17 protein-coding genes and 2 tRNA genes are annotated in these 16934 nt (G+C 53.3%); 16 read left to right on the top strand and 3 right to left on the bottom strand.

Going from position 1 to position 16934, the window contains the following annotated elements; all coding sequences use genetic code 11:
* Nucleotides 1–47 precede the first annotated feature (47 nt).
* Nucleotides 48–776, bottom strand: coding sequence for a TraR/DksA C4-type zinc finger protein (locus ACFSX3_RS19630; protein ID WP_209988070.1), 729 nt, complete (start codon nucleotides 774–776; stop codon nucleotides 48–50).
* Between the two features lie 256 nt (nucleotides 777–1032).
* Here ACFSX3_RS19630 and lspA point away from each other — a divergent pair, with 256 nt between their 5' ends.
* The 3 genes from lspA to ACFSX3_RS19615 all read left to right on the top strand — a co-directional run bounded on the left by lspA (nucleotide 1033) and on the right by ACFSX3_RS19615 (nucleotide 3858).
* Complete coding sequence (gene lspA, locus ACFSX3_RS19625; RefSeq protein ID WP_209988520.1) at nucleotides 1033–1536, top strand: signal peptidase II; 504 nt, start codon at nucleotides 1033–1035, stop codon at nucleotides 1534–1536.
* Nucleotides 1529–2503: an RluA family pseudouridine synthase gene (locus tag ACFSX3_RS19620; protein WP_209988072.1), complete on the top strand. Its 975-nt coding sequence runs from the start codon at nucleotides 1529–1531 to the stop codon at nucleotides 2501–2503. The genes lspA and ACFSX3_RS19620 overlap by 8 nt, the downstream gene beginning before the upstream one ends.
* Nucleotides 2504–2604: 101 nt before the next feature.
* Nucleotides 2605–3858, top strand: a complete 1254-nt coding sequence (locus ACFSX3_RS19615; RefSeq protein ID WP_209988074.1) for an LL-diaminopimelate aminotransferase — start codon at nucleotides 2605–2607, stop codon at nucleotides 3856–3858.
* Nucleotides 3859–4158: 300 nt separating this feature from the next.
* Here the strand turns inward: ACFSX3_RS19615 and ACFSX3_RS19610 are convergent, their stop codons facing one another.
* Nucleotides 4159–4722, bottom strand: a complete 564-nt coding sequence (locus ACFSX3_RS19610; protein WP_209988077.1) for a GNAT family N-acetyltransferase — start codon at nucleotides 4720–4722, stop codon at nucleotides 4159–4161.
* A 673-nt stretch (nucleotides 4723–5395) separates the two neighbouring features.
* On the opposite strand from ACFSX3_RS19610, the gene pyrR reads away from it, so the two are divergent.
* The 10 genes from pyrR (at nucleotide 5396) to ACFSX3_RS19560 (ending at nucleotide 15248) form a co-directional block, all read left to right on the top strand.
* A complete protein-coding gene (gene pyrR / locus ACFSX3_RS19605; RefSeq protein ID WP_209988099.1) occupies nucleotides 5396–5977 on the top strand; it encodes a bifunctional pyr operon transcriptional regulator/uracil phosphoribosyltransferase PyrR in 582 nt (193 codons plus the stop codon).
* A 2-nt stretch (nucleotides 5978–5979) separates the two neighbouring features.
* Nucleotides 5980–6888, top strand: coding sequence for an aspartate carbamoyltransferase catalytic subunit (locus ACFSX3_RS19600; protein WP_209988103.1), 909 nt, complete (start codon nucleotides 5980–5982; stop codon nucleotides 6886–6888).
* A gap of 119 nt (nucleotides 6889–7007) precedes the next feature.
* Nucleotides 7008–8282 (top strand): dihydroorotase, encoded by a 1275-nt coding sequence (locus ACFSX3_RS19595; protein WP_379255608.1) that lies wholly within the window; start codon nucleotides 7008–7010, stop codon nucleotides 8280–8282.
* Between the two features lie 84 nt (nucleotides 8283–8366).
* Nucleotides 8367–9548: a glutamine-hydrolyzing carbamoyl-phosphate synthase small subunit gene (carA, locus tag ACFSX3_RS19590; RefSeq protein WP_209988105.1), complete on the top strand. Its 1182-nt coding sequence runs from the start codon at nucleotides 8367–8369 to the stop codon at nucleotides 9546–9548.
* Nucleotide 9549: 1 nt separating this feature from the next.
* Nucleotides 9550–12771: a carbamoyl-phosphate synthase large subunit gene (carB, locus tag ACFSX3_RS19585; protein ID WP_209988109.1), complete on the top strand. Its 3222-nt coding sequence runs from the start codon at nucleotides 9550–9552 to the stop codon at nucleotides 12769–12771.
* Between the two features lie 199 nt (nucleotides 12772–12970).
* Entirely contained in the window at nucleotides 12971–13687 is a 717-nt protein-coding gene (gene pyrF / locus ACFSX3_RS19580) for an orotidine-5'-phosphate decarboxylase (protein ID WP_209988527.1), read from the top strand.
* Nucleotides 13684–14325, top strand: a complete 642-nt coding sequence (pyrE, locus tag ACFSX3_RS19575; RefSeq protein WP_209988112.1) for an orotate phosphoribosyltransferase — start codon at nucleotides 13684–13686, stop codon at nucleotides 14323–14325. The genes pyrF and pyrE overlap by 4 nt, the downstream gene beginning before the upstream one ends.
* Nucleotides 14326–14801: 476 nt before the next feature.
* The gene (locus ACFSX3_RS19570) at nucleotides 14802–14966 is read left to right on the top strand and encodes a hypothetical protein (RefSeq protein WP_167347621.1); all 165 of its coding nucleotides are present in this window, start codon (nucleotides 14802–14804) and stop codon (nucleotides 14964–14966) included.
* An 85-nt stretch (nucleotides 14967–15051) separates the two neighbouring features.
* Nucleotides 15052–15125: transfer RNA gene (locus ACFSX3_RS19565), tRNA-Met, on the top strand.
* A 49-nt stretch (nucleotides 15126–15174) separates the two neighbouring features.
* Nucleotides 15175–15248, top strand: a tRNA-Ile gene (locus tag ACFSX3_RS19560).
* Nucleotides 15249–15370: 122 nt separating this feature from the next.
* On the opposite strand, the gene ACFSX3_RS19555 is transcribed toward ACFSX3_RS19560, so the two are convergent.
* Nucleotides 15371–15826, bottom strand: coding sequence for a tyrosine-type recombinase/integrase (locus ACFSX3_RS19555; RefSeq protein WP_379258652.1), 456 nt, complete (start codon nucleotides 15824–15826; stop codon nucleotides 15371–15373).
* A gap of 229 nt (nucleotides 15827–16055) precedes the next feature.
* Here ACFSX3_RS19555 and ACFSX3_RS19550 point away from each other — a divergent pair, with 229 nt between their 5' ends.
* The 3 genes from ACFSX3_RS19550 to ACFSX3_RS19545 all read left to right on the top strand — a co-directional run bounded on the left by ACFSX3_RS19550 (nucleotide 16056) and on the right by ACFSX3_RS19545 (nucleotide 16907).
* Nucleotides 16056–16283, top strand: coding sequence for a hypothetical protein (locus tag ACFSX3_RS19550; RefSeq protein WP_209988560.1), 228 nt, complete (start codon nucleotides 16056–16058; stop codon nucleotides 16281–16283).
* 101 nt (nucleotides 16284–16384) lie between these two features.
* Complete coding sequence (locus tag ACFSX3_RS33320) at nucleotides 16385–16687, top strand: DUF7678 domain-containing protein (RefSeq protein ID WP_449290228.1); 303 nt, start codon at nucleotides 16385–16387, stop codon at nucleotides 16685–16687.
* Between the two features lie 34 nt (nucleotides 16688–16721).
* Nucleotides 16722–16907 (top strand): hypothetical protein, encoded by a 186-nt coding sequence (locus ACFSX3_RS19545; RefSeq protein WP_209988115.1) that lies wholly within the window; start codon nucleotides 16722–16724, stop codon nucleotides 16905–16907.
* Nucleotides 16908–16934: the final 27 nt, after the last annotated feature.

Below are 16934 nucleotides of genomic sequence, written 5' to 3'. Positions count from 1 at the left end.
AGCATTAGCTCGGGCATGGTTTGTACTAATTTGCTGTGCCAGCTGTGCTACTTCCGTTCTTTTCGGGTCGGGTCCAGCAGGTAGTCGCCTTCCCCGTCGTCCATGTAATGGCGGTAGCTGTTGCCTTTGATGATCGTCAGATGATTGCCTGTGATGTCGGTGGCCACGAAGTTCTCCCAAGGCTCGACGAAGCCCTCGGTTTCGTCCGCTTCGATCTCCATGTCATTGTAAGAGCCGATGTTACTGCCTTCTGCCATCGCCGGCGAATCCGAGTTGCCCCAGCTCTCCACGATCTGCCAGGCATCCTCGCCATCGAAGCCATTCTGGTCGTCCCGCTCATCCAGACTGGTGCGGCCAAACGGCGGAGACAGCAGCTCCTCCTCGGCCGGCCGGGTGAATGGAGCGCTCTGGCGTGGAGCATGAGCTTTTGTGTAACGGGTGGAAGGAAGTGCGGCCAGGCGCTCATAGGGAATGGGTTCGCCGCTGGCGATGCAGATGCCGTAGGTTCCTTCGTCCATCGCCCGCAGTGCTGATTCAATATCGTCCAGCTCATGCTCATCGCGCTCCAGCAGGGAGATATCCATGGAGCGGTTATACAGCTCAGTGGCGGCATCGCCGGGATGGTTGTCGATTTCGGACAGCTCTCCAGTGTTATCCCGCATAGACTCCTGCAGTCCATATTGTCCGCTGTTGCTCAGTCTGTGCTTGATATCCTCCTGCTGCTGCAGGAGAGTAGTGCGCAGCCCGGAGAGCTGCTGTGATGTAAGATGGCTCATTGCTGTGAGCTCCTTTCGGTAGCTAATCGCTGAAACGGTACCATCCTATAAAAGGACGGCAAAACCGTTTCCGCTTGTATAGATAGCTTGGCCTCCGGGGCCCTTTTTTAGCGATGGCAAATAGTGCCCTGACTTTACAGATCCGTATGACCATGCCATGGACGGTATCTTGAGGCCTGTGCTACAATATACAAGTCTTTATACAGTATTCGTACCGCGAAGCCGCGGGAAAAATAAGAACGGAGTGACAACTTCTGTGGTGTACTTTCTGATTGCGCTAATTGTATTTGTGATTGACCAGGGTACCAAATATCTGATTGCCACCCGGCTGGAGCTCGCAGAGCAAATTCCGGTAATCAAGGATTTCTTCATTATTACGTCGCACCGCAATCGTGGAGCCGCCTTCGGAATTCTGGAGGGGCAGCAGTGGTTCTTCATTGTGATTACGGTAGTCGTTGTATGCGGAATCGTCTGGTACCTGAACAAGGCCCGCAAGACCCGCAAGCTGCTGCCTACCGCGCTGGCGCTTGTCCTTGGCGGAGCAATCGGCAACTTCCTGGACCGGATTCTTAACGGTGAGGTTGTGGATTTCCTCATGTTCAATTTCGGAAGCTATACGTTCCCGATCTTCAACGTGGCCGATTCCTGTATCGTAGTCGGGGTGGGGCTGATTATTCTGGACACGCTGCTGGAAGTGAAGGGCGAACAGGAAGTCACCGAGGTGAAGGAATCACAGGAAGTCAAAGAAGGGAATGAATGATTTGAACAAAGACGTCAAAGAGCTGGCGGATTCTGGCGCCCTCGAGGAAGAAAGAGACGTCACCGAATGGATCGTTGCCGAGGGCAATGCGCGGGAGCGGATTGATAAATACGTTACAGAGGCCATGGAAGACGAGATCTCGCGCTCCCAGGTTCAGCTATGGATCAGCAGCGGCCATGTAGTGGTTAACGGCGCGCCGGTTAAAGCGAACTATAAGCTGAATGAAGGCGATAAAGTAACGGTTACGGTGCCGGAACCCGAGGTTACGGACCTAATCGCACAGGATATTCCGCTGGAAGTGGCTTATGAGGACAGCGATGTGATAGTGGTGAACAAGGTGCGCGGCATGGTTGTGCATCCGGCAGTGGGACATCCCTCCGGCACCCTAGTCAATGCGCTGATGTATCATTGCAAGGACCTGTCCGGCATTAACGGCGAGATTCGTCCAGGCATTGTCCACCGGATCGACAAGGATACCTCCGGTCTGATTATGGCAGCCAAGAATGACGCCAGTCATGCTTCGCTGTCCGCCCAGCTTAAGGAGCACAGCGTGACCCGCCGCTATATCGCAGTCGTGCACGGTAATCTGTCTCATGACAAGGGAACCGTAGATGCACCAATCGGCCGTGATCCGCATGACCGCAAGCTGTATACCGTAACCGAGAAGAACAGCAAGCGCTCCGTGACGCATTTTACCGTGCTGGAGCGGTTTGGTGACTGCACACTGCTGGAGCTGCAGCTTGAGACAGGGCGCACGCATCAGATCCGTGTTCACATGAAGTTCATCGGCCATCCGCTGGTGGGTGATCCGATCTACGGGCGCAGCAAGGGAACTACTATGAACGGACAAGCCTTGCATGCAGCAGTACTCGGATTTGTACATCCTTCTACAGGCGAGTACAAGGAGTTCAGCGCACCGATTCCGGCGGATATGGAAGAACTTCTATTTACGCTGCGCAGCAGATAAGTACAAATCAATAGATTATAAATCCATGGAACAGCGGCCGGATTTGCGTCATATTTAGAGCATAGATTCACAACATAGGCCCAGGAGATGAGTAGAAGATTATGAGTATTGAACACTATCAGGCTACATTCATTCAGACGAATTTTGCAGACCGCATCGGCGGCGAAGGATACGGCAAGGACACCTCCATCTACAAATTTGAGAAAATCAAACGCGCCAAAGCCTCGGCGAAGCAGGATTTTCCGAACATTGAACTGATCGACATGGGCGTCGGCGAGCCGGACGAAATGGCGGATGAAGGCATCGTGTCCAGACTTGCGCTGGAAGCGGCCAAGGAAGAGAACCGCGGCTACTCCGATAACGGTATTCCTGAATTTAAGGACGCAGCGGCTGTGTACCTTAAGGAAGTTTTTCAGGTGGACGGAATTGACCCTGTAACAGAAATCGTGCATTCAATCGGCTCTAAGCCTGCGTTGGCTATGCTGCCATCCGTCTTCATTAATCCGGGCGATATCACGATCATGACCATTCCGGGTTATCCGGTGCTGGGCACCCATACCAAGTATCTGGGAGGACAAGTCTACTCCGTGGAGCTGAAGAAGGAGAACAACTTCCTGCCTGACCTGAACTCCATTCCTGAAGACGTAGCCCGCAAGGCGAAGCTGCTCTATCTCAACTATCCGAATAACCCTACTGGTGCAAGTGCTACACCTGAGTTCTTCAGCGAAGTAGTGGCCTGGGCCAAAAAATATGATGTAGTCGTAATCCATGACGCTCCTTATGCTGCATTGACTTATGACGGCGTGAAGCCGCTGAGCTTCCTGTCCGTGCCTGGTGCCAAGGATGTCGGCGTTGAGCTGCACTCCTTGTCCAAGTCCTACAACATGACCGGCTGGAGAATCGGCTTCGTGGCCGGCAATCCGCTGATTGTGAAGGCGTTCAGTGATGTGAAGGACAACAATGATTCCGGCCAGTTCATCGCGATTCAAAAAGCTGCTGCGTTCGGTCTCTCTCATCCTGAGATTACCGAAGCGATTGCCGCCAAATACTCCCGCCGCCACAACATGCTGGTGGATGCACTGAATAGCCTGGGCTTCAAGGCAGAGAAACCGAAGGGTTCCTTCTTCCTGTATGTAGCTGCACCTAAGGGCGTCAAGGGCGGACGCCGCTTCGAATCCGGCGAGGATTTCTCACAGTTCCTGATCCGCGAGAAGCTCATCTCCACCGTGCCTTGGGATGATGCCGGCGCGTTTGTGCGTTTCTCCGTGACCTTCGTGGCCAAGGGCGAGGAAGAGGAGAAGCGTGTCATCTCCGAAATCCAAAGACGTCTGAGCGACGTTGAGTTTGAATTTTAAGTTTTGGTTTGAATGGAATGCCGCTGCAGAGGAATCTGCGGCGGTTTTTTTGTCGCCGTCTATCTACATAGTGATCGCCCCGCCCCTCTGACCCTGCCCGACCCAAATTTGTTGCACAAATTGCAGCCTCGCACCGCTCAAACGAAGCTCGGACACGCAAATCCTGCACTTTTTACAACAATCCATTTGCTGAAGATAAATATTTGGCATGAATCCTGCAAAAACTGCAACAATTGGCCCAACAGCACACATGAGCGGAAGAATTCCTGCATAATGTGCAACATAGAGCATTCGTACAGTCTAGCCTTTCCGGTAAGCCACCTTATGAAAAGCATTGATATAGCGGAACAGCGCTTCACCATCATCCGGCACATTCCCCGGTTCACCCAGTGGCAGCATCATAGCCTGATAAGGCTCCGGTACCATTCTATATTGATGAATATAGGAGGTTAGGACGAACCCGTTCCGCTCCCAGAAGTGAATGCGTTCCTTGTGCGACTCCGTAGCCCCCGATTCCGCCTCGATGATAATTCCCCGGATGTTATGCTCCTGTACCGCCCAAGCTCTAATCTGCTCCAGCATCCAGGTCCCCGTCCCTATTCCGCGCGATTCGTTATCGACTGCCAGGTAATCAATAATCAGCACCTTATCCGCAACTTGTCCCGCCACGCCTGTAACAGCCATCGCAACAACATTCCCCTGATGCACCCCCGCATGTAAGTAACCAATCCTCCGGTTCAGCATACTCCGCAGAATCGCTTCTGTCTTAGCTCCGCTGGGAAAAGCCTCATGGTAGATCTGCTCCATCCGTCCCCACCACGCTTCATCCCACTCTTCTATAGTAATAAACTCTAATTTCATCATTTAATTTCGCCTCCAGCAGTATCATAACAAACCCCGGGCAGGAACGAAAATAGGTGGGATGGTGTTACACCTCATGCTTCGCAATGTAGCACTTCGCACTTCGCGGTATTGCACTTCCGCACGATCAGCGCAGCGCCATAGTGCCCCCTCTGCCTGCCCCCTCCCCCAAGGGGGGATGGCAAGCCCTTGTCCTGCACCGTTTAGGTGGAAGCGGCGGAGGGGATTTTGGAACTGCAGGAGCGATAGCGTTCGCCTTTGTCTCCAGATTTAATCCGCTAAGCGGTTAATTCAAATAAATCTGGAGACAACAGCGACCGAAAGTCCAAAATCACCGCAGCCGCGCCCCTCACCTAAATGTATCCCGCCCTCTAGCCGCCGCCCCCCCCCCACACACACTCCCGAATATAATTTGACATCCCCGCATCCATCTGTCATAATTCCCTATAGTTGAATAGCGCCTTTAATTCAGTCCCGTGAGGCTGGCAAGGTAACGTGAATCGAGGTTCGCGTCATGAAAGGAGGAATCCGTATGAGTACGGAGGGTCTTTTTCTGCGCGCGGACACGCCATCTTTTTGAATCTGCGGATTTCACTCCTTGCCTGCTTTGGGCAAGGAGTTTTTGGTTTATCCGGGGAACTTGAACAGGCGATCAAGCAGGGAGATGGCAAAGAGGATGGTTACTGAAAAAAATGTCATTATGGACGAAACGGCGATTCGCCGGGCACTGTCACGCATTGCACATGAGATTTTGGAGAAAAACAAGGGTATCGAGAATTGCCTGCTGGTCGGCATCCGGACCCGGGGGATCTACCTGGCTCAGCGGATCGCGGAGCGCATTAAGGAAATCGAGGGCGTGGACATCCCTTACGGGGAGCTGGACATTACCCATTACCGCGATGACCGTGAAGGCGGCGGGGATAACCGGGAAGCGATGGACAAGACGGTTGTGAACAGCAACCTGATCCTGCCTCCCGGCACCAGCGGCACCCGGGACAAGAAAGTGATCCTGTTCGACGATGTACTGTACACCGGAAGAACGATCCGCGCGGCAATGGATGCACTGATGGATTGCGGACGGCCCCGGATGATCCAGCTGGCTGTACTGGCTGACCGCGGCCACCGCGAGCTGCCGATCCGCCCCGACTATATCGGCAAGAACGTACCCACCTCCAGGCATGAGCAGATTGAAGTGTCCCTGAGCGAATATGACGGCAAGGACGAAGTGTACATTATTTCAAACCGGGAGGAACGATAACAATGATGACGGCAACCAAAGTGAAGGAACGCAGTCTGCTGGGGATGAAGGAGCTGGCGGGGTCGGAGATTAACCAGCTGTTAGACAGAACAGCGTACTGGGATCAACAGAGCGAGAAGCTCACGCCGGTGCTGAGAGCCCATTTTGTTGCCAATATGTTCTTCGAGAATAGTACAAGAACCCGCTTTTCCTTCGAGATGGCCGAGAAACGCCTCGGCGTTCAAGTGCTGAACTTCACGGCTGCGGCCTCAAGTGTCGAGAAGGGCGAGTCAATCTATGATACAGTGCGCACACTGGAGTCAATGGGTATCGATGCCGGAGTGGTCCGGCTGAAGCCTGCCGGGGTGCTGCAGCAGCTTGCCGAGAAGGTAGGCATTCCACTCATCAATGCAGGGGACGGCAACAACGAGCATCCGACGCAGGCGCTGCTGGATCTGTATACGATGCGCAAGCATTTTAACGGACTGAAGGGCTTGAAGGTCTCGATTATCGGGGATATTATGCACAGCCGGGTAGCACGGTCCAACCTCTGGGCACTCACCAAAATGGGGGCAAGCGTGCAGTTCTGCGCACCGGCGAATATGCAGGCTCCGGAGCTTGAGGCCTACGCTCCATACGTGTCTATGGAAGAAGCGCTGAAAGCGGATGTGGTCATGATGCTGAGAGTGCAGCTGGAGCGGCATGCTTCGGGCATTATTTTATCGGCCGAGCAGTACCGGGAGCACTTCGGGCTGACCGAGGAACGGGCGTCCAGGCTGGACCCGTCAACAATCATCATGCACCCGGCGCCGGTCAACCGCAATGTGGAGATCGACGATGCGGTGGTAGAGAGCAGCCAGTCCCGGATTTTCCCGCAGATGGCGAACGGAGTGCCTGTACGGATGGCTGTCATGGAGCGGGCGCTACAGTAGCGCAGCAGAAAAAACCTCACATAAGAGAATTAATAAATATACACAAAGATGAATTTTTATTATATAATAACTACAGAGCTTACGGCTGCGGCCGGAAGGCACAAAGGAGAATCCTAACCGTGATCATCAAAAATGCCAGTGTACTGAACGAAGAAGGCGTGCTGGAGCGCAAGCATATTGTTGTGCAGGACGGAGTTATCTCGAAGATTCAGGATGCCGCCGAGGCGGTAGAGGAAGCCGGCGAAACCGTTGAAGCGGATGGTAAACTGCTGATTCCGGGACTGATCGATATGCATGTGCACCTGCGTGAGCCGGGCTTCGAGCATAAGGAAACCATTGAGACGGGTGCGCGTTCGGCGGCCAAGGGCGGATTCACGACCATAGCCTGTATGCCGAACACACGCCCGGTGACTGACAGTGCCGAGATCGTACAGCTGGTGAAGGATAAGGCGCGCGAAGCGGGACTTGTGAAGGTGCTGCCTTACGCGGCCATTACCAAGAATGAGCTGGGACGCGAGCTGACGGATTTTGCGGCACTGAAGGAAGCAGGAGCGATTGGTTTCACCGATGACGGTGTAGGCGTGCAGAGTGCGCAGATGATGAAGGATGCGATGATGCTGGCGAAGGGACTGGATATGCCGGTGATTGCCCACTGTGAGGATAACTCGCTGGTAGAAGGAGCGCCGGTAGCCGAAGGCACTTTTGCCGAGAAGCATGGGCTGAAGGGAATTCCAAATGAGTCGGAAGCCATTCACGTAGGCCGTGACATTCTGCTGTCTGAAGCAACGGGTGTCCACTACCATGTGTGCCATGTCAGCACCGAGCAATCGGTCCGGCTGATCCGCCAGGCGAAGCAGATCGGCATCAAGGTGACCGCTGAGGTGTGCCCGCATCATCTGCTGCTCTCAGAGGAAGATATTCCGGGCATGGACGCCAATTGGAAAATGAACCCGCCGCTGCGCTCGCGCCGCGACGTGGAAGCCTGCATCGAAGGGCTGCTGGACGGCACGCTGGATATCATCGTGACCGACCATGCCCCGCACAGCGAGGAAGAGAAAGCCAAAGGCATGCAGCTTGCACCGTTTGGCATCGTGGGCTTTGAGACGGCCTTCCCGCTGCTCTATACAGCTTTTGTGGCCACAGGCAAATGGGATCTGTCCCTGCTGGTGCAGCGGATGACCGCTGATCCGGCCCGGGTGTTCAGACTGAATACAGGCAGCCTTACAGTAGGGGCTCCTGCCGATCTGACCCTGATTGACTTGAATGAAGAGAAGGCAGTAGATCCTGCAACGTTTGCGAGCAAGGGTCGCAATACACCTTTTACCGGATGGAAGCTTAAGGGCTGGCCGGTGAAGACCTGGGTAGACGGCAGAGCCGTATGGAGTGAGGCTTAACAGAAGTAACCAGTAGCCCATGCAGCCCGGCTGCATGGCTGTGACATAAGAATCAGACTACAGAAACAAGAAGGAGTGGAAGGCATGCAGGCGAGATTGCTGCTTCAGGACGGAACACTGTTTACAGGCACCGCATTTGGCGCGGAAGGCGAGAAGACGGGCGAGGTTGTGTTTAACACAGGAATTACAGGCTATCAGGAGGTACTATCGGACCCTTCGTACTGTGGGCAGATCGTCACCATGACGTATCCGTTGATCGGGAATTACGGTATTACCCGTGATGACTTCGAGTCCGTGCGCCCTTTTGTACACGGCTTTGTGGTGCGGCGCCACGAATCCGTACCCAGCAACTGGCGTGCTGAATACAGTGTAGACGATCTGCTGAAGGAATATGATATTCCCGGCATCAGCGAGATTGATACCCGTATGCTTACCCGCATTATCCGCCACTATGGCACCATGAAGGCAATCCTAACCACTTCGAACAAGCGTGTGGAAGAATTGATGGAGATGATGGGTGACACTACCATTGAAGAGCTACGCAATCAGGTTGCACGTACCTCAACTACAGCAGCTTACAGCAGCCCGGGCACCAAAGAACGTATCGTGCTGGTCGATTACGGCGCGAAGACCGGTATTCTGCGCGAGCTGAACAACCGCGGCTGTGATGTGGTGGTTGTCCCTCATGATGTCACCGCAGACGAGATCCGCCGCCTGAACCCTGACGGCATTCAGCTCTCGAATGGCCCTGGAGACCCGAAGGATGTGCCTTATGCGGTACAGACGATCTCCGAGCTGCTCGGCGAATACCCGATCTTCGGCATCTGCCTGGGACACCAGCTGTTCGCACTGGCTTGCGGCGCCGATACCGAGAAGCTTAAGTTCGGCCATCGCGGCGGGAACCATCCGGTGAAGGAGCTGGAGAGCGGACGCTGCTTCATCACCTCCCAGAACCATGGGTTCACGGTGAACGAGGAATCGATTGCCAGCACAGACCTGGAAGTTACCCATATTAATAACAATGACAAGACCGTTGAAGGACTGAAGCATACCCGCTACCCCGCTTTTTCGGTGCAGTACCATCCGGAAGCGGCGCCGGGGCCGCATGACAGCAGTTATCTGTTTGACCGCTTCCTGCAGCTGATCGCAGACCACAAGGCACAGCGGCCGGCCGGATCGCGTCAGGCGCAGCTTGCAGCGAATGCCAGAATCACGGCACCGAAATCATCCGTACCCCAGCTTGAAGCCGTGAAAGGAGCTCTATAACATGCCTAAGAACAATAAACTCAAAAAAATTCTGGTTATCGGCTCCGGCCCGATCGTTATTGGTCAAGCTGCCGAATTCGACTATGCAGGCACACAGGCCTGCCAGGCCCTTAAAGAAGAAGGCGTCGAGGTCGTGCTGATCAACAGCAACCCGGCGACGATTATGACCGATACCAATATGGCGAACAAAGTATACATTGAGCCTATCACGCTGGAATTCGTGACTGGTATTATCCGTCAGGAGCGTCCGGACGGACTGCTGCCGACACTCGGCGGACAGACCGGACTGAACATGGCTGTTGAACTGGCCCGTGCCGGAGTCCTGGAGAAGGAGAACGTGAAGCTGCTGGGGACCCAGCTCGAATCCATCGAGAAAGCAGAAGACCGCGATTTGTTCCGCGAGCTGATGCGTGAGCTGGATCAGCCGGTGCCGGAGAGCGCGATCATCACCAGTGTGGAAGAAGCTATGGGCTTCGCTTCCGGAATCGGCTATCCGCTGATCGTTCGTCCTGCCTACACGCTGGGCGGAACCGGGGGCGGGATCTGTGACAACGAAGAAGAGCTGCGCGAGACCGTCAAGGCGGGTATCCGTTACAGCCCGATCGGCCAATGTCTGGTCGAGAAGAGCATCGCCGGTATGAAGGAAGTCGAATATGAGGTTATGCGTGATGCGAACGACAACTGTATCGTAGTCTGCAACATGGAGAACTTTGATCCGGTTGGCGTACATACGGGCGACAGTATCGTTGTGGCACCGAGCCAGACGCTGTCCGACCGTGAATATCAGATGCTGCGGAGTGCTTCACTGAAGATTATCCGTGCGCTGAATATTGAAGGCGGCTGTAACGTTCAGTTCGCGCTGGACCCGCAGAGTTATCAGTATTACGTCATTGAAGTGAATCCGCGTGTAAGCCGCTCGTCGGCGCTGGCGTCGAAGGCGACCGGTTATCCGATTGCCAAGATGGCGGCCAAGATTGCCCTCGGTTATACGCTGGATGAAATCGTCAATCCGGTAACCGGCCAGACCTACGCTTGCTTCGAGCCTACACTGGACTATATCGTCAGCAAAATCCCGCGCTGGCCGTTCGACAAGTTCATCTCGGCGAACCGCAAGCTGGGTACACAGATGAAGGCGACCGGTGAAGTGATGGCGATCGGCCGTACCTTTGAAGAGTCGATTCACAAGGCCATCCGGTCGCTGGAGATCGGTGTCCACCGTTTCCGCTTGCCGGGAGCGGAGCTGCTTGAAGAGAGTGTGCTGCGCTATAGACTTGCTAAGCCGGATGATGAGCGTCTGTTCCTGATCGCGGAAGCCTTCCGCCGCGGCTATGAGCTGCAGGAGATTCAGGATATTACGAATGTGGACTGGTGGTTCCTCTCCAAGATCGAAGGGCTCGTGAGCTTCGAGGACGAGATCCGTGCCGAAGAGACACTGTCTGCTGACATACTGTATCAGGCCAAGCGTAAGGGCTTCACAGACCGGGCGATTGCCGAGATCCGTGCCGAAGGCCGTCCAGGCGGGGCATTCACCAAGGAGTCGGAAGTGCGTGTGCTGCGTCTGCAGCAAGGACTGGTTCCGGTCTTCAAAATGGTCGATACCTGCGCCGCAGAATTTGAGGCTTCAACGCCATACTATTACTCTACCTATGAGACAGAGAATGAGGTCATTCATTCCGATAAGCAGAAGGTCATTGTACTCGGCTCCGGTCCGATCCGTATCGGCCAGGGAATTGAGTTCGACTACTCCACGGTACATGCGGTATGGGCCATCCAGAAGGCTGGCTACGAAGCTGTAATTATCAATAATAATCCAGAGACCGTATCTACGGATTTCAATACCTCTGACCGCTTGTACTTTGAACCGCTGTTCTTCGAGGATGTCATGAACGTAATTGCCCAGGAGAATCCGATCGGAGTTATCGTACAGTTTGGCGGACAGACCGCGATTAACCTGGCTGCACCGCTTGCTGCTGCAGGTGTGAATATACTGGGTACCAGCCTGGAGAGCATCGATGAAGCCGAGAACCGCAAGAAGTTCGAAGCGCTGCTGGCCCGTCTGAATATCGCACAACCTAAAGGCAAGACCGTAATCAACATCGATGAAGCCGTCGAAACGGCGCAGTCACTCGGTTATCCGGTGCTGGTTCGTCCATCGTATGTCCTGGGCGGACGCGCCATGGAGATTGTCTACAACGACACAGAGCTGCTGAGCTACATGGTTGAAGCGGTAAAAGTCAATCCGGAGCATCCGGTGCTGATCGACCGCTATATGCTGGGTAAGGAAGTGGAAGTGGACGCTATCTGCGACGGAGAGACGGTTGTCATTCCGGGCATTATGGAGCATGTGGAACGCGCAGGGGTTCACTCCGGTGACTCCATCGCAGTCTACCCGCCGCAATATCTGGATGAAGGCCTGAAGCAGAAAATTTCCGAGATCACCATTAAGATCGCCAAGGAACTGAAGACCATCGGACTGGTCAACATCCAGTTCGTCATTTATCAGAATGAAGTGTATGTCATTGAGGTTAACCCGCGCTCCTCGCGTACGGTTCCGTTCCTGAGCAAGGTGACCGGCATCCCGATGGCGAATCTGGCAACCAAGATCATCCTTGGCGGCAAGCTGAAGGAAGATGGGTATACGGAAGGCTTATGGCCGGAGAGCGATTATGTGTCGGTAAAAGTGCCGGTGTTCTCTTTTGCCAAGCTGCGCAGAGTAGAGCCTACGCTCGGACCGGAGATGAAATCTACCGGTGAAGTCATGGGCCGCGACAAGCTGTACGCCAAGGCGCTCTACAAAGGCCTGATCGGTGCAGGAATGAAGATTCCAGCTACCGGCGCGATCATCGTAACCGTAGCCGACAAAGACAAGGCTGAAGCGGTTGAACTGATGAAGGGCTTCCATGCTATGGGCTACAAAATCATCGCTACCGGCGGTACAGCAGCGGCGCTGGAGCAGGCCGGGCTGAACGTCATGAACGTTAACAAGCTGGATGAGGGTGAGCCGACCATTCTGGATCTGATCCGCGGCGGTCAAGCGAACTTCGTCTTCAATACACTGACCAAGGGCAAAACGCCTGAGCGTGACGGGTTCCGCATCCGCCGTGAAGCGGTAGAGAACGGTGTCGTCTGTATGACCTCGCTCGATACGGTAACGGCGCTGCTGAGAATGCTGCAGACGATTAACTTCTCGTCCCAGCCGATGCCTGCTTTTGTCGGACAATAAGATAGAGGGTTAGGCAGCTGTAACAGGCTGCTACAGGGACGGTTTGCGTTAACGCAGACCGTTCCCCTATGCCCGGGACCTTGAAAGGGTTGGTTAGGAGACCACTTTGACCAGGAAAGAAGGTAAGCGAATGGACGGGACAGCAGAGCAGCAACAACACGAACCTGATAACACCCTACAAGCAGAAAAGCGTAAGGAAATGGCCGGACGGCTGATGGTCGCCCTGGATTACCCGAATGCAGACCAGGCACGGGCGCTGATCGAACAGCTCGAAGGCATCCCCTGTTATATGAAGGTGGGCATGCAGCTGTTCTATGCAGCGGGTCCTGACTTCATCCGGGAGCTGAAGGAGCGCGGATATTCGGTATTCCTCGATGTCAAAATGCATGATATCCCCAACACCGTACGGGGCGGGGCGGAGAGCTTGACCCAGCTCGGTGTGGATATGTTCAATGTACATGCCGCCGGAGGGGCTGCCATGATGGCTGCTGCGGTGGAAGGGGCAGCCCGGGCCGTCAGCCTTCAGCCAGCGCTGCAACTGCCGCTGATTATCGCGGTAACCCAGCTTACCAGCACCAGCCAGGAAGTAATGAACCGCGAAATCGGCATAGCCGGAACAGTGACTGATGCGGTGGTACGGTACGCCAAGCTTGCAGCGGAGGCTGGCTTGCATGGAGTTGTAGCATCCCCGCAGGAGTCCGAGGTGATTGCCGAAGCTTGCGGACCAGAGTTCCGTACAGTTACCCCGGGCATCCGGCCTGCCGGGGCGTCACTGGACGACCAGTCCCGGGTTATGACGCCCGGACAGGCCATCCGCCAAGGCAGCCACTACCTGGTAGTGGGCCGGCCGATTACAGCAGCGGCAGATCCGCGTGCGGCAGCACTGACTATTATTGAGGAGATGAGCCAAGCATGAGCATATTAGAGAATCGAAGTGAACAGGTCGCAAGTCATCTGCTGGAGATCGGAGCCGTAGCCCTGCGCCCGCAGGAGCCGTTCACCTGGACCTCCGGCATCAAATCGCCGATCTACTGTGACAACCGTCTGACCATGGCCTTCCCGGCTGTCCGCAACTACATTGCGGAGGCCTTCGCAGAGCTGATCAGAACCAGCTACCCGGACGCCGAGGTGATTGCGGGGACAGCAACCGCCGGTATCCCGCATGCGGCCTGGGTGGCCGATAAGCTCGGTCTCCCGATGGCTTACATCCGGGACAAAGCCAAGGGCCACGGCAAGCAGAACCAGATCGAAGGACTGATCACGCCCGGCCAGAAGGTCGTTGTGATCGAGGACCTGATCTCCACTGGCGGCAGCTCCATCAAGGCCGCGCAGGCCGTACAGGAAGCAGGCGGCCTCCCGCTGGCCGTCCTGGCCATCTTCAGCTACGAGCTGGACCGCGCGGTAGAAGCATTCGCCGCTGCACAGCTTCCGCTCCAGAGCCTGTCCAACTACAGCACACTCATCGATGTTGCGCTGGCTCAAGGCAAGATTGCTGAGAGCGATGTAGCGCTGCTGCAATCCTGGCGCCAGGACCCTGCTGCGTTCGGCGTGTAGGGCTTAGGAGAAGACGCAGAGGATCGGTTGAGGGAACGTAGAGAATAGGTAAGCGTAGAGAATGAGAAGATGTGGAGAAGCTTTGTCCCCCTATGCTGGGGGATGGGCTTCTTTTTTATTGCTTTAATTAATTAGTTTTTGGGCTCAACGCAGATACCGCCAGAATTAGATGACCTAAATGCAATTATTTCCTTTGAAGAGACGATTTCCAGTCAAGCAAGTGTACAAAATCCAACTGTTTCCCCTCAACTGCTTATTATAATTAACTGCACACTCTCTTCCTGTTCTCAACTCATTTGTTAGACTCCATACCCTTTAATCTGCACCAGGCCAGCGTTATCCTTCAACCAGTCACCTAAATACGGCCAGAAATTGCCATCCGCTCGGCGAAGCAATCCTCTAATTTTCTTGCAAAACTGGGCATGATAAATAGCACCGGGACATAATATTATTGTGATGAAGGAGAAGAGGGTATCATGAATTGGATCTATTTTGCCAAGTTATTCAGGACCAGATTTCAAGCGGGCTGCCTTGCCAAAAGACTGGAGCAGGACGGCTGGATCTATGGCTATCATGATCCGAGTTTTGTGGAAATATACCGTTCGCGCAAGGGGCGTTATGGAGTTCGTTTTCTGCCTTAGCTATAAAAACCAAAATCATCCTTGACTTTATCCATGGATATATTGTATATTATCTATTGTCGCTGTTTGAATAATTATTAACTGACGCGGGGTGGAGCAGCCCGGTAGCTCGTCGGGCTCATAACCCGAAGGCCGCAGGTTCAAATCCTGCCCCCGCAATTACCTTATTACACCGAACAGCACTCGTATAATACGGATATCCTAGTCCGGGCCCTTAGCTCAGTTGGTTAGAGCGGTCGGCTCATAACCGATTGGTCACAGGTTCGAGTCCTGTAGGGCCCACTTCACTGAAACCCTTACCTAGTAAGGGTTTTTTGCTGTTAATAGACTCGTTGTAACGAATATGTTTGATTGGGGAAAGGCCATATTTTTAAGCTTGCTAACGGATTTGCTAACGGAGACTTTCATTCCCCAGGTTGAAGCTGCTTTTCTGCGAATTTATTGAGTTCATTTTCAATTCTGTCAACGGCCTCTTCTTGCATGATTGGTAACAGATGTGAGTACCTCTCATTAAACATCGCTGAAGTCATTCTCAAACGTTCGGAGGCAACCTTAGGATTTACCTCTGTGATTTGCTTCGGATTAATATAACCTCCTACGGGATAACAGCATACCAGGTCCTTGTCCTCGTAGGCTTCTCCGTAATCCTTCTTGTAGGCTTCGATTTGTGAATAGCGCTCCTGAAGATCGTCAATAATATTCTGAAAGAGCTTGACCCGCTGGATCACCAAGCCATCTCGTGTCCAGTTCGCTGTCTGAATAACCTTCAGCTCTTTCTTCTCAAAATCGATATCTTTCCACCGCAGCCCCAGAATTTCACCTCGCCGCATTCCAGTATATATGGCTAATGAAAAAGCAATGTAATGAACATGATGCTTCGAGGATTACAGAAATTGAGTGAATTCTTCAATGGTCCAGAACTGCATTTCTTTCTGTTCGTTTGCATTTACCTTACTCCGCATGGACACCTTACTCATGATGTCTTCAGCCAGTAACCCCGATTCCGTATGGCAGTCGCCATCCCAATTGTAATAAGCGCGAATATGTAAGTTGGCTTGATTCGTTATGTAGCTTTCTGAGGAGTCATGAATGATATCACAAGTGGCAGCTGCTGATTCAAGCAAAGTATTTTTGCCGGGAGGAAGAGTTAGACGAATACCTCATGAACAAATTCAATTGGTACCGAGCGAAGTATTATCAGGTGAAGAAAACTGCTCTTATTTTACTAGCCCAGTCCCTGCGGATTATCTAGAGATTGTTCAGGATTCGAATGGATTTCAACTCAAGGACAGAAAGGATGAGTCGCATGAAATCTGATTGTCCCGTATTCAATGCTGCGCAAATGCTCAGATTTGTACATGAGGATGATTATCTCAAATGTACGTATGCTCATCTTTTGAAAAAGGAGATAAAAAATAATGCCACTGGAACACAAACGTCCCCTGTACGCAGGGGACGTCTTTGAAGGAGAGGTGCAAGGTCTCTATGTACAAGCACATGTATTCTCTGAGCCATCCTCGTATGGGATATCCGAAGGTCGAATGAGTCGGTTGACCGTGTATCCGAATCGGCAAAAAGAGTTCAGTAAACGTCTGGCCAACTATGATCGAGGCTGGGATGGTAAGCCCCCGGAAGTATGCACGATACGTGCAGTAATCGAAGCAGCAGTTCGGCAATTTGATCATAGAGCGGTGGATTGGCAGTTTGAAGCCTTACGCTAGATTGCGAAAATCCTAACGGATGAGGAGGTGAATTATGCAGCTGGGGCTGTTTGAACAAATGATTCTGTGTCGTGTATTAACGGAGGCAGATTATAAAAAAGTCCATTATGCACATTCGAATGATCGATGCCATGTTTTTCATACGGATATCGGCCTGGTCGCTGTTGATCGGGAAACGGGTAAATTCGATTCCAAGGATTATAAACAGACGTTTCAATAGGAACGATTTGATGTATGGTTGACGCAT

This window comes from Paenibacillus rhizoplanae (assembly GCF_042684125.1).
GTDB lineage: Bacteria > Bacillota > Bacilli > Paenibacillales > Paenibacillaceae > Paenibacillus_AQ > Paenibacillus_AQ rhizoplanae.
Note: the sequence above shows the minus strand (reverse complement) of the source record. Positions and strands in the feature narration are given on the sequence as shown.

Bases quoted from the DNA above. Each gene is read 5' to 3' on its own strand.
- ACFSX3_RS19630 (WP_209988070.1), bottom strand. From the start codon at position 776: ATGAGCCATCTTACATCACAGCAGCTCTCCGGGCTGCGCACTACTCTC.
- ACFSX3_RS19620 (WP_209988072.1), top strand. From the start codon at position 1,529: ATGAATGATTTGAACAAAGACGTCAAAGAGCTGGCGGATTCTGGCGCC.
- ACFSX3_RS19615 (WP_209988074.1), top strand. From the start codon at position 2,605: ATGAGTATTGAACACTATCAGGCTACATTCATTCAGACGAATTTTGCA.
- ACFSX3_RS19610 (WP_209988077.1), bottom strand. From the start codon at position 4,722: ATGATGAAATTAGAGTTTATTACTATAGAAGAGTGGGATGAAGCGTGG.
- pyrR (WP_209988099.1), top strand. From the start codon at position 5,396: ATGGTTACTGAAAAAAATGTCATTATGGACGAAACGGCGATTCGCCGG.
- ACFSX3_RS19600 (WP_209988103.1), top strand. From the start codon at position 5,980: ATGATGACGGCAACCAAAGTGAAGGAACGCAGTCTGCTGGGGATGAAG.
- carA (WP_209988105.1), top strand. From the start codon at position 8,367: ATGCAGGCGAGATTGCTGCTTCAGGACGGAACACTGTTTACAGGCACC.
- carB (WP_209988109.1), top strand. From the start codon at position 9,550: ATGCCTAAGAACAATAAACTCAAAAAAATTCTGGTTATCGGCTCCGGC.
- pyrF (WP_209988527.1), top strand. From the start codon at position 12,971: ATGGCCGGACGGCTGATGGTCGCCCTGGATTACCCGAATGCAGACCAG.
- pyrE (WP_209988112.1), top strand. From the start codon at position 13,684: ATGAGCATATTAGAGAATCGAAGTGAACAGGTCGCAAGTCATCTGCTG.
- ACFSX3_RS19570 (WP_167347621.1), top strand. From the start codon at position 14,802: ATGAATTGGATCTATTTTGCCAAGTTATTCAGGACCAGATTTCAAGCG.
- ACFSX3_RS19550 (WP_209988560.1), top strand. From the start codon at position 16,056: ATGATATCACAAGTGGCAGCTGCTGATTCAAGCAAAGTATTTTTGCCG.
- ACFSX3_RS33320 (WP_449290228.1), top strand. From the start codon at position 16,385: ATGCCACTGGAACACAAACGTCCCCTGTACGCAGGGGACGTCTTTGAA.
- ACFSX3_RS19545 (WP_209988115.1), top strand. From the start codon at position 16,722: ATGCAGCTGGGGCTGTTTGAACAAATGATTCTGTGTCGTGTATTAACG.